At 65.4% G+C, this 11,766-nt stretch carries 11 protein-coding genes and 1 tRNA gene; all 12 read left to right on the forward strand.

Annotated elements, in window-relative coordinates; genetic code table 11:
- The first annotated feature begins 90 nt into the window (after positions 1–90).
- The 12 genes from SBA_RS17355 to SBA_RS17410 all read left to right on the forward strand — a co-directional run bounded on the left by SBA_RS17355 (position 91) and on the right by SBA_RS17410 (position 11,757).
- Positions 91–1,080, forward strand: a complete 990-nt coding sequence (locus SBA_RS17355) for a bile acid:sodium symporter family protein (protein WP_261936780.1) — start codon at positions 91–93, stop codon at positions 1,078–1,080.
- A gap of 100 nt (positions 1,081–1,180) precedes the next feature.
- Positions 1,181–2,326 carry an aromatic ring-hydroxylating oxygenase subunit alpha gene (locus SBA_RS17360; RefSeq protein ID WP_261936781.1) on the forward strand — a complete coding sequence of 382 codons (1,146 nt, stop codon included), beginning with the start codon at positions 1,181–1,183 and terminating at the stop codon, positions 2,324–2,326.
- Positions 2,323–3,933, forward strand: coding sequence for a phytoene desaturase family protein (locus SBA_RS17365; protein ID WP_261935320.1), 1,611 nt, complete (start codon positions 2,323–2,325; stop codon positions 3,931–3,933). Before SBA_RS17360 ends, SBA_RS17365 begins: the two co-directional genes overlap by 4 nt.
- A gap of 53 nt (positions 3,934–3,986) precedes the next feature.
- Positions 3,987–4,982: an aspartate carbamoyltransferase catalytic subunit gene (locus SBA_RS17370; RefSeq protein WP_224548459.1), complete on the forward strand. Its 996-nt coding sequence runs from the start codon at positions 3,987–3,989 to the stop codon at positions 4,980–4,982.
- Positions 4,983–5,025: 43 nt separating this feature from the next.
- Positions 5,026–6,249 (forward strand): dihydroorotase, encoded by a 1,224-nt coding sequence (locus tag SBA_RS17375; protein WP_261935321.1) that lies wholly within the window; start codon positions 5,026–5,028, stop codon positions 6,247–6,249.
- 67 nt (positions 6,250–6,316) lie between these two features.
- Positions 6,317–7,234 carry a YihY/virulence factor BrkB family protein gene (locus SBA_RS17380; RefSeq protein WP_224548457.1) on the forward strand — a complete coding sequence of 306 codons (918 nt, stop codon included), beginning with the start codon at positions 6,317–6,319 and terminating at the stop codon, positions 7,232–7,234.
- A 63-nt stretch (positions 7,235–7,297) separates the two neighbouring features.
- A tRNA-Trp gene (locus tag SBA_RS17385) sits at positions 7,298–7,373 on the forward strand.
- Between the two features lie 229 nt (positions 7,374–7,602).
- A complete protein-coding gene (secE, locus tag SBA_RS17390) occupies positions 7,603–7,809 on the forward strand; it encodes a preprotein translocase subunit SecE (RefSeq protein WP_066603991.1) in 207 nt (68 codons plus the stop codon).
- A gap of 103 nt (positions 7,810–7,912) precedes the next feature.
- On the forward strand, positions 7,913–8,449 hold the full coding sequence (nusG, locus tag SBA_RS17395; RefSeq protein ID WP_066603996.1) for a transcription termination/antitermination protein NusG: 537 nt from the start codon (positions 7,913–7,915) through the stop codon (positions 8,447–8,449).
- 151 nt (positions 8,450–8,600) lie between these two features.
- On the forward strand, positions 8,601–9,032 hold the full coding sequence (gene rplK, locus SBA_RS17400) for a 50S ribosomal protein L11 (protein ID WP_066603999.1): 432 nt from the start codon (positions 8,601–8,603) through the stop codon (positions 9,030–9,032).
- Positions 9,033–9,036: 4 nt separating this feature from the next.
- Positions 9,037–9,735 (forward strand): 50S ribosomal protein L1, encoded by a 699-nt coding sequence (gene rplA, locus SBA_RS17405; protein ID WP_224548456.1) that lies wholly within the window; start codon positions 9,037–9,039, stop codon positions 9,733–9,735.
- Positions 9,736–9,981: 246 nt separating this feature from the next.
- The gene (locus SBA_RS17410; RefSeq protein ID WP_261935322.1) at positions 9,982–11,757 is read left to right on the forward strand and encodes a DEAD/DEAH box helicase; all 1,776 of its coding nucleotides are present in this window, start codon (positions 9,982–9,984) and stop codon (positions 11,755–11,757) included.
- Positions 11,758–11,766 lie beyond the last annotated feature (9 nt).

Raw genomic sequence — 11,766 nt, forward strand, 5'->3', positions numbered from 1 at the left:
AACTTGTGCCGGCCCAAGGCGAAGTTGTTGGCGCATCCCATGGCCCGCGTCTATCCCCCCGCCTATTCTATCGCCTGACCGAAGCTGATGATGAACCGCCTGCGCCAAGCCCTGGACCCGTTTCTGCTACTCCTGCTTGCGACCGTCGCCCTAGCGTCGCTGCTGCCGGCACGCGGCGAGGGCGCGCGCATCGCCGGGATCGTCGCGGACGCGGGGATCGTGCTGCTTTTTTTCCTGCATGGCGCAAAATTGTCGCGCGAGGCGATCTGGAGCGGTGCCAAGGCGTGGAAATTGCACCTGGCGACGCTGGGGACGACCTTCGTCGCCTTCCCGTTGCTGGGATTGCTGGTCGGCCGATTCGGCTTCGTGCCGCAGGATATGCGCGCGGGTCTGCTGTTTCTGGCGCTGCTGCCGTCGACGGTGCAATCGTCCATCGCCTTCACCGCGATCGCGCGGGGCAATGTGGCTGCCGCGGTGGTCAGCGCCTCCTTCTCCAACCTGCTGGGCATCTTTCTGACGCCGCTGTTGGTCGCGCTGCTCATGCAGAGGGGCGGTAGCGGGAGCCTGATCTCGCTGTCTTCGGTCGAGGGGATCGTGCTGCAACTGTTGCTGCCCTTCGTCGTGGGGCATCTGTTGCGACCGTGGATCGGCGGCTTCGTGACGCGGCACAAGATGATGCTGGGACGGGTCGATCGCGGATCGATCCTGCTGGTGGTCTATGCCGCCTTTTCGGCCGCGGTGGTCGAGGGGCTATGGTCCAGAGTGTCGAGCGAGGAACTGCTGGTGCTGGCGGGGCTGTGCATCGCGATGCTGGTCGTCATCCTGCTCTTCACGCTGATGCTGGGGCGGATGCTGGGCCTGTCTCGGGAAGATGCGATCGTGCTGCAGTTCTGCGGGTCCAAGAAAAGCCTGGCGTCGGGCGTGCCGATCGCGGGCGTGTTGTTCCCGGCGGCGGCGGTCGGACCGATCCTGCTGCCGATCATGGTCTTCCACCAAATCCAGTTGATGGCCTGCGCCATGCTGGCGCGGCGGTACGGGGCGCAAGCGGATGCCAAAAGCGACGGCGAGTCGGACAGCTGAATCGATTTGGGATGGCGTTCCGCACGGTTACATTATACAATCGTAAAATTATGAATTGACGCTAGGGAATCCTGACAAAGTGGCGGGGCAGATCGACAGGATGGTGGACCCGGACTCCGGATGGAGCCTGCCCGCATGGACCTATAGCGATCCTGAATTTTTCGCGGTCGAGGTGGAGCGCATCTTTCGCCCGGCCTGGCAGATCGTCTGCCACCAGAGCGACATTCCCACCCCCGGCGATTTCCACACGCTCGATATGATCGGCGAGAGCGTGATCGTGATCCGCGGCGACGATGGGGCGGTGCGCGCCTTTACCAATGTCTGCCGCCATCGCGGCGCGCGGATCGTGGATGGCGCCAGCGGCTGCGCGAAGAAGCTGGTCTGCCCCTATCATGGCTGGACCTATGAGACGGACGGGCGGCTGACCGGCGTGCCGATGAAGGCCAGCTATGGCGCGGCTTTCGCGATGGCGGATCATGGCCTGATGCCGGTCGAGGTGGAAAGCTGGCAGGGTTTCCTGTTCGTGCGGCTGGCCAATGATGGCGGGCCGTCGGTGGCGCAGATGATGGCGCCCTATATGGACGAGGTAGCCGCCTATCGCTTCGAGGACATGCGGGCGCTGGGGCGGGTGACGCTGCGGCCACGGCCGGTGAACTGGAAGAATATCGGCGACAATTATTCGGACGGGCTGCATATCGCGGTCGCGCATCCGGGCCTCAAGCGGCTGATGGGCGATGGCTATGGCGTGGAGGCATCGCGCCACGCAGACAAGATGTGGGGACCGATATTGGACCGGCCGTCGGCCAACCTGTCCGAGCGGGCTTATCAGCACTTCCTGCCGGACGTGCCACATCTGCCGCCGGAACGGCAGCGGCTGTGGACCTATTATAAGCTGTGGCCCAATTTCGCGTTCGACATCTATCCCGACCAAGTGGATTTCATGGCCTGGCTGCCGGTGTCGCCGACGCAGACGCTGATCCGCGAGATTAGTTACGCCCTGCCCGATACGCGGCGGGAGATGAAGGCGGCGCGCTATCTCAACTGGCGGATCAACCGGCAGGTCAATGCCGAGGATACGGAACTGGTCGCGCGGGTGCAGGCGGGGATGGCGTCGGCCAGCTTCACCGTCGGGCCATTGAGCGAGCGGGAAGTGGCGCTGCGGCATTTTTGCGGGCGGGTGCGCGATGTGATCCCGCAGGCGCGGCTGCATCGCGCGCCGGGGATGGGGTGGAGTAATAAAGCATGACCAAATCCTACGACGCCGTCATCATCGGGGGCGGGCATAATGGGCTGGTCTGCGCCTTCTATCTGGCGCGGGCGGGCTATAAGGTTCGCATATTGGAGCGCCGCGCCGTCGTCGGCGGGGCGGCGGTGACCGAGGAGTTTTATCCCGGCTTTCGCAACTCGACCGCCAGCTATACGGTCAGTCTGCTCAATCCCAAGGTCATCCGCGACATGCAACTGACCGATCATGGCTATCGCGTGATCGAGCGGCCGATCAGCAATTTCCTGCCGCAGCCCGATGGCGGCTATCTGAAACTGGGCGGCGGGCTGGAAAAGACGCAGGCGGAATTCGCCAAGTTCAGCGCGCGGGATGCCGAGGCGCTGCCCGCTTATTATGCGGCGCTGGAGGTGGTGGCGGACGTGCTGCGCGACCTGGTGCTGAAAAGCCCGCCCAATGTCGGCGAAGGGCTGACCATGATCGTCGAGGCGCTGAAGCAAGGACGGCGCGTCGCGGGACTGGGGCTGGAGCAGCAGCGCGACGTGCTGGACCTGTTCACCAAGTCGGCGCGTAGCTTCCTCGACGGCTGGTTCGAGAGCGACGCGGTAAAGGCGGCGTTCGGCTTCGACGCGGTGGTCGGCAATTACGCCAGCCCCGATACGCCGGGCAGCGCCTATGTGCTGTTGCACCATGTGTTCGGCGAGGTGAACGGCAAGAAGGGCGCATGGGGCCACAGCGTCGGCGGCATGGGCGCGATCACGCAGATCATGGCTAAAGTCGTGACCGCCATGGGGGTGGAGATCAGCCTGGAGGCCCCGGTCGAGACGGTGCTGGTGGATGGCGGGCGCGCGGTCGGCGTACGGCTGGAGAGCGGCGAGGAAGTGATGGGCGGCGCGGTGATCGCCAATGTCGGGCCGAAGCTGCTCTATGAGCGGATGATGGACCCAAGCGACCTGCCGGCCGATTTCACCAAACGGGTCAAGGCGTTCAAGGCGGGATCGGGGACGTTCCGCATGAATGTGGCGCTGAGCGCCCTGCCCGACTTCACCTGCCTTCCGGGCGTGGGGGAGCATCACCAGTCGGGGATCATCATCGCGCCGACGCTGGACTATATGGACCGCGCCTTCATGGACGCAAAGCGGGACGGCTGGTCGAAGGCGCCGATCGTGGAGATGCTGATCCCGTCGACCATCGACGATACGCTCGCACCCGCAGGTTGCCATGTGGCGAGCCTGTTCTGCCAGCAATTCGCGCCGGAGCTTCCCGTTGGGCGGAGCTGGGACGAGGAGCGCGAGACGGCGGCGGACGATATCATCGCGACGGTGGAGGCGCAGGCGCCGGGCTTCGCCAGGAGCGTGATCGCGCGGCAGATTCATTCGCCACTGGATCTGGAACGGAAATTCGGGCTGGTCGGCGGCGACATCATGCATGGCAATCTGACCTTGGACCAGATGTGGGCGGCGCGCCCGGTATTGGGCCATGGCGCCTATCGCGGGCCGGTGAAGGGCCTCTATATGTGCGGCGCGGGGACGCATCCGGGCGGCGGCGTGACCGGCGCGCCCGGGCATAATGCCGCGCGCGAGGTGATGAAGGACAAGGCGATCTTCGGGAAATGGCGCGGGCGGGGATAAGCCCGCCATCGACGCCTTGCCCTCCCCCGCCGCCTTCCCTAAAGCACCGGTTCATGCCCGACATCTTCATACCCGATGCGACACCCGAGCTGACAGGCCGGGCGTTGTTTCCGCACAAGCATCTTCTGTCCATCGCGGACCTCAAGCCGTGGGAAATCCGCTTCCTGCTGGATGAGGCGGAACATTGGGCGCAGGCGAACAAGGGCCGGGCGCGCAAGCATGACGGGCGATTGGCGGGGATGACGCAGATCAACGCCTTTTTCGAGAACAGCACGCGGACGTTGCTGTCGTTCGAGATTGCGGGGAAGCGGCTGGGCGCGGATGTCGTCAACATGCATGCGGGCCAGTCGAGCGTGAAGAAGGGCGAGACGCTGATCGACACCGCCATGACGCTGAACGCGATGGCGGCCGATGTCATCGTGATCCGCCATGCCAGTTCGGGCGCGGTGCGGCTGATCGCGGACAAGGTGGACTGCCCGGTGCTGAACGCGGGCGATGGCTGGCACCAGCATCCCACACAGGCGCTGCTCGATGCGCTGACGATCCGGCGACGCAAGGGCGGGTTCGAGGGGCTGGTGGTCGCGATCTGCGGCGATGTGCTGCACAGCCGGGTGGCGCGATCGAACATGCTGTGCCTGGCCGCGCTAGGCGCGCAGGTGCGCGCGGTCGCGCCGCCGACTTTGCTGCCGCCCGAGGTGGAGATGCTGGGGGCGACGCCCTTCACCCGGATGGATGAGGGGCTGGAGGGGGCCGACGTGGTGATGATGCTGCGACTCCAGAATGAGCGGATGGACGGAGCGTTCATCCCCTCCCCGCGCGAATATCATGCGCTCTACGGGCTGACGCCGGAACGGCTGGCGCTGGCCAAGCCGGACGCTCTGGTGATGCATCCGGGGCCGATGAACCGGGGCGTGGAGATCAGCAGTTCGGTCGCCGATCATCCCGAGCGCTCCGCCATCACCGAGCAGGTGGCGATGGGCGTGGCGGTGCGCATGGCCTGCCTGGACGTGCTAACGCGCGGGGCGCGGGGAACGGAGGGGTGGGTATGAGCCTTCCATCCTTTGACGGCATTTGGTTTGAGGAAATGACAGCGTGAGCAGGATCGCCATTATCAACGGCAGACTGGCCGATCCTGCCGGCGATGCGCTGACGCCCGGCATCGTGCTGATCGCGGGCGACCGGATCGTCGCGGCGGGCGATGTCGCGGTGCCGGACGACGCGCAGCGGATCGATGCGCAGGGGCTGGTGGTCGCGCCCGGCCTGATCGATCTGGGCGTCTTTGCGACCGACAAGCCGGCCTTCCATTTCGGCGGGATCACGCGCGCGGCGCTGATGCCCGACCAGCGCGCGCCACTGGACGAGGTCGGCCTGATCCGGGAAGCGACCCGCGCGGGCAAGCCCGATTTCTGGGTCCATCCGATCGCCGCGGCGACGCGCGGGCTGCTTGGCCAGGAAATGGCCGAAATGGGCCTGATGCAGATGGCGGGGGCCAAGGCGGTCGGCACCGGACGGCAATGGATCGCCGATTCGGGCGTGATGCTGCGCGTGCTGTCCTATGCCAGCGGCCTGGGCCTGACCGTCATCGCCCATGCCGAAGATGGCGGGTTGACCGCCAAGGCGGTGGCAACCAGCGGCGAGACGGCGACCCGCCTCGGCCTCCCCCACGCCCCGGCCTGCGCCGAGGCACTGGCGATCGCGCGCGACATCATGCTGGCGCGCGAAACCGGCGCGGCGATCCATTTCCGGCTGGTGACGACCAAGGCGGGATTCGACCTGATCCGCGCGGCCAAGACGGAAGGGCTGAAGGTCACATGCGGCATCAGCCCGGCCTATCTGTTCCTGAACGACCAGGCGGCGACCGACTTCCGCACCTTTGCACGGCTGTCGCCACCGCTGCGCGACGAGCGCGACCGGCAGGCCTGCCTCGCGGCGGTCGCCGACGGGACGATCGACGTCATCACCTCCAGCCACGATCCGCGCGGGCCGGAGGACAAGCGCCTGCCCTTCGCCGATGCGTCGCCGGGCATGGCGGGGGCGGAGACGCTGCTGGCGCTATCGCTCAACCTGGTCCGCGACGGGCAGGTGACGATCAACCGGCTGATGACGCTGCTGTCGGCCAATCCGGCGAAGATTTTGGGCGTCGATGCGGGCGGCTTTGCGGCCGGGAGCGCGGCGGACCTGATCTTCGTCGATCCCGACGCACCCTGGATCGTCGATTCGGCGAAGATGGCGGCCGCGGCGGGGAACACACCGTTCGACCGGCTGCCGGTGCAGGGGCGGGCGCGGCGGATCATGAAGGGCGGCGTGTTTCTGTAGACAGCAGGGTGGAGGGAACCGCCCGACCGCTCGCGCGCTTGCCTTGCATGACCGGCAGGGGATGTGGATGACGCAGAAAGTCGCGCAGCAGGTGCATGTCGATGCGCCATGGAAGATACCGCCGCGAGCGTGGTGGGAAATTCTCAAACGGGTGCATGGCGCGCTGTCGGGCAATCATGTCGGACTGCTGGCCGCGGGCGTCGCCTATTATGCCTTCCTGTCAATCGCGCCGCTGCTGGCCGCGGTCGTGCTGACCTATGGCCTGTTCGGCGATCCGGCGATGGTGCAGCGGCATATGCAGGCGATCATCTCCGTCGTGCCCGCCGATGCCGCGTCACTGATCAACGACCAGTTGCTGGGCGTGGTCAGCACGCGCAAGCCCGCGATCGGATTCGGCCTGCTGCTGGCGCTGGCGATCGCCGTCTATGGCGCGACGCGGGCGGCGTCCGCGATCATGGAGGCGCTCAATATCGTCTATGGGCAGAAGGAAGGGCGCAACATCTTCCGCTTCTATCGCACGTCGATGGGGATCACCTTTTCCGCGGTGCTGGTCGTGGTCGTGGGCGTGTTCACCGCAACGATCATCGGCCTGTTGCAGGATTTCCTGACCAATTGGGGACCGGGCGTGCTGTTCGCGATCAAGGCGACGACATGGGTGTGCGCGGGATTGCTGGCCAGCATCATCTTCGGCCTGATCTATCGCTTCGGCCCCAACCGGCGCCATGCGCAATGGCAGTGGCTGACCGTGGGATCGGTGTCGGCGACGCTGTTCTGGCTGGTCGCGACGCTGGGCGTGTCCTTCTACGTGTCCACCTTCGGCAATTACAACAAGACCTATGGATCGCTGGGCGCAGTGGTGGTGCTGCAACTCTGGCTGTTCGTATCGGCCTATATCGTGTTGCTGGGCGCGCAGATCAACGCGGAAGCCGAGCGCCAGACCAGCGCCGACACCAGCGTCGCGCCGCAAGACGCAAAAGCGGCATAATCGCGCTTGCCCTCCCTGTCATGCCACGCTAAAGCGCCCTCCTTCGCTGGCTAGGGCCAGTGCAGGAGTGTAGCTCAGTTGGTAGAGCGTCGGTCTCCAAAACCGAATGCCGTGGGTTCGAGTCCCTCCACTCCTGCCAAGCGAACTGGCTGCGGACCCTTGAAAATTCGGGGGTTCGCGGCTAAGTGCGCCGAAGCGATTTCGAGGTGGCCGGCGACGGGCACCGTCAAGAAATCGCGGCCGCACAGGCCGGTGAATTTGGTCGCGGAGCATGTGGCCGCACCCCCGGACGCCAGACAGGGCGGGATCGGGAGGGCGGACTGTTGCTTCGCGAATTGGTGTTGGTTCGAGACGTGCAGAGGCAGGCGATGGCGAAGGTTTCCCCCGGCGAATTCGTCAATCAGGTGCAGACCGAGGCGAAGAAGATCGTATGGCCTACCGGCCGCGAAACCATGATGACCGGCGTGATGGTCGTCATCATGACGACGCTGCTGGGCCTGTTCTTCTTCGGCATCGACACCTTCTTCGGCGCGATCGTCCAGTGGTTGCTGGGCGTCGCCGCAGGCCGGGCCTGAGCTTTGTCGGCGCGATTTCGGAGTAAATCGCCCGAGTTTTTGTTGGCGCGATTTTCAAGTAAATCGCTAGAGCCGGGCCTGATTGGGATTTTGAAAGGGTAACATGGCGCGCTGGTACATCATCCACGCCTATTCGGGCTTCGAAAACAAGGTCAAGGAATCGATCCTGTCCGAAGCCGAGCGCATGGGCCTCTCCCAGCTGGTCGAACAGGTGGAAGTGCCTGTCGAGACGGTGACCGAGGTCAAGCGCGGCAAGAAGGTCCAGGTCGAGCGCAAGTTCATGCCCGGCTACGTCCTCGCCAAGCTGGCGATGAACGACGACATCTATCATCTGGTCAAGAACACGCCCAAGGTGACGGGCTTCCTGGGTTCGATGGGCAAGCCGCAGGCGATCAGCGAAACCGAAGCCGCCCGCTATTTCGGCGCCCGCAAGGAAGCCGAAGCCGCGCCCAAGCACAAGGTCAGCGTCGATTACGAGATCGGCGACAGCGTCAAGGTGCTCGACGGCCCCTTCGCCAGCTTCAACGGCGTGGTCGAGGAACTGGATTTCGAGAAGAACCGGGTCAAGGTGTCGGTGTCGATCTTCGGTCGCGCTACCCCGGTCGAACTGGATTTCGAGCAGGTCGAACTGTCGAAGTAAGAATTTGGTGGCCTTGCTCCGGCAGGGACGCGAACAGAAATTTCCGGGCGACCGGAAATGTTGTGCGGGAGGAGGCTTCGGCTTCCGGTTGAACCGCTAAACTTGAACCGGGCGCGCCTTGCAGGTGCGTCCAGCAACAGAGTGAGTGACAATGGCCAAGAAGATTACGGGCTATATCAAGCTCCAGGTGCCCGCTGGAGCCGCCAACCCCTCGCCGCCGATCGGTCCGGCGCTGGGTCAGCGCGGTGTGAACATCATGGAATTCTGCAAGGCGTTCAACGCCTCGACGGACAAGATGGAAAAGGGCACTCCGCTGCCGACCATCATCACCGTCTATGCGGACCGCAGCTTCACCTTCACGACGAAGCAGCCGCCGGCCACCTACCTGATCAAGAAGGCGATCAACCTGAAGTCGGGTTCCAAGGAACCGGGCAAGATCGTCGCCGGCAAGATCACGCGCGCCCAACTCGCTGAAATCGCGCAGGCCAAGATGGTCGACCTCAACGCGAACGACATCGACGCTGCAACGAAGATCATCGAAGGCTCCGCTCGCGCGATGGGCCTCGACGTGGTGGAGGGCTAAGACCATGGCAAAGCTGACCAAGAAGGCGAAGGCTCTGGCCACCGCAGTTGACCGTGAAAAGCTGCACGGCGTCGATGAAGCGCTGGGCCTGATCAAGACCCACGCGACCGCCAAGTTCGACGAATCGGTCGAAATCGCGATCAACCTGGGCGTCGATCCGCGTCACGCCGACCAGATGGTCCGTGGCGTCGTCACCCTGCCCGCCGGCACCGGCAAGGACGTCCGCGTCGCCGTGTTCGCCCGCAACGACAAGGCCCAGCAGGCGCTCGACGCCGGCGCCGACATCGTGGGCGCCGAAGACCTGCTGGAATCGATCCAGGCCGGCAACATCGATTTCCAGCGCGTTATCGCGACGCCGGACATGATGGGCCTGGTCGGTCGCCTGGGTAAGGTGCTTGGCCCCAAGGGTCTGATGCCGAACCCCAAGCTGGGCACCGTGACGCCGAACGTCGCCGAAGCCGTGAAGGCCGCCAAGGGTGGTCAGATCGAATTCCGCGTCGAAAAGGCCGGCATCATCCACGCCGGCCTTGGCAAGTCGAGCTTCTCGGCCGAAGATCTTCGCAAGAATTTCGACGCTTTCGTCGATGCGATCGTCAAGGCGAAGCCGTCGGGTTCGAAGGGCAAATATGTCCGCAAGATCGCCCTGTCGTCTTCGATGGGCCCGGGCGTCAAGGTCGATGTGGCGGAAGTCGCCTCGGTCTGATTTTTGCGCTATATAGTTAAGGCAAGCCTCCTTCCTCGGGAACGCGGGAAGGAGGCTTTCTTATTTGGGGGATGGGCGAAATGCTCGTCCCCTTGGCCGTTCCACGGAATGGCGGTTGGGCTACCAACCTGAACGGGTGCGAAATGACCTGACGCACCGGCTGATCGCGCACAGGCGACAGCGAGAAAGGTTATGTTGATTCCGTCGGAAGAAGGCGGGTCGCTTTATCCGATGGAAAACAATAATATGACATTCGACACTCTCCACCCCCTCCTCGCCCAGGCGCTGACCACCAAGGGCTATGAAGCGCTGACCCCGGTCCAGGCCGAAGTCACGCAGGAGGAAGCGCATGGCCGCGACCTGATCGTGTCGGCGCAGACCGGTTCGGGCAAGACCGTCGCCTTTGGCCTGGCCATGGCGAGCGAGCTGCTCGGAGACGCCGATCGCCTGCCCCCGCCCGCCTGGCCGCTGGCGCTGGTGATCGCGCCGACGCGCGAACTGGCGTTGCAGGTCAGCCGCGAGCTGGAATGGCTCTATGCCGGCGCCCGCGCTCGCATCGCCACATGCGTCGGCGGCATGGACGCCGCCAAGGAACGACGCGCCCTGGCGCAGGGCGCGCATATCGTGGTCGGCACGCCGGGCCGCCTGCGGGACCATCTGGAGCGCGGCGCGCTCGACCTGTCGGCGCTCAAGACCGCCGTCTTGGACGAAGCCGACGAGATGCTCGACATGGGTTTCCGCGAGGATCTGGAAGGCATTCTCGACGCCACGCCCGATGGCCGCCGCACCCTGCTGTTTTCGGCGACCATGCCCAAGCCGATCGTGCAGCTCGCGCGGCGCTACCAGAAGGATGCGTTCCAGATCACGTCGGCCGCCGGTGAGCGCGGCCATGGCGACATCAGCTATCAGGCGATGACCGTGGCCCCTGCCGACATCGAAAATGCCGTGGTGAACTTGCTGCGCTATCATGAGGCGGAGACGGCGATCCTGTTTTGCGCCACGCGCGACAATGTCCGCCATCTGCACGCCAGCCTGACCGAACGTGGCTTCGCCGCCGTGGCGTTGTCGGGCGAACATAGCCAGAATGAGCGCAACCATGCGTTGCAGGCGCTGCGCGACAAGCGGGCGCGGGTGTGCGTGGCGACCGACGTCGCGGCGCGCGGCATCGACCTGCCCTCGCTGACGCTGGTCGTCCATGTCGAACTGCCGCGAGATGCGGAAACGATGCAGCACCGGTCGGGCCGCACCGGGCGAGCGGGCAAGAAGGGCACCGCCGTGCTGATCGTGCCTTATCCCCGCCGCCGCCGCGTCGAATCGATGCTGCGCGGGGCCAAGATCCCGGTCGAATGGACGACGGCGCCCAGCAAGGAAGCGATCGCCCAGCAGGATGCCGAGCGACTGCGCGCGCAGTTGCTGGCGCCGGTGGAACTGGAAGAGTCCGACTGGGCGCTGGGCGCCGAGCTTCTGGAAGCCAAGAGCGCCAAGGAAATCGCCGCGATGCTGGTGAAGAGCGCGCGTGCCGCCATGCCCGCGCCCGAAGAGCTGCTGGACGCCAGCGAAGCGCCGGCGCGCCGCGACGGGCCGCGTCCGGGCTTCGAGGACACCCAGTGGTTCCGCATGGACATCGGCCGGCGGCAGAATGCCGATCCGCGCTGGATCCTGCCGCTGATCTGCCGTCGCGGCCATGTGTCGCGCGGCGATATCGGCGCGATCCGCATCACCACCAACGAGACAATGTTCGAAATCCCCAAGGCGATCGCAGCCAAGTTCATCGCCGCGGTCAAGCGGTCTGGCGAAGCGGGTGACGAAGGCGCGGATGTCGCCTTCGAGCCCGTCGATGGCGCCCCGCGCGAGGAAGCGCGGGAGAATCGCCGCCAGTTGCGGCCGTCCAACGACGCACGGCCCAACCGCAGCGGTCCGCCGCGTGGCGGTCCGGGTGGCGGGCGTCCGCACAGCCCGCGCCCGTTCAAGGGCGCCGGCGCCGGTGGCCCGCGCAAGGGGCCGCCCCGCCCGCGCGGTTGATGGACAGGC

The sequence above is a fragment of the Sphingomonas bisphenolicum genome, assembly GCF_024349785.1.
Lineage (GTDB): Bacteria > Pseudomonadota > Alphaproteobacteria > Sphingomonadales > Sphingomonadaceae > Sphingobium > Sphingobium bisphenolicum.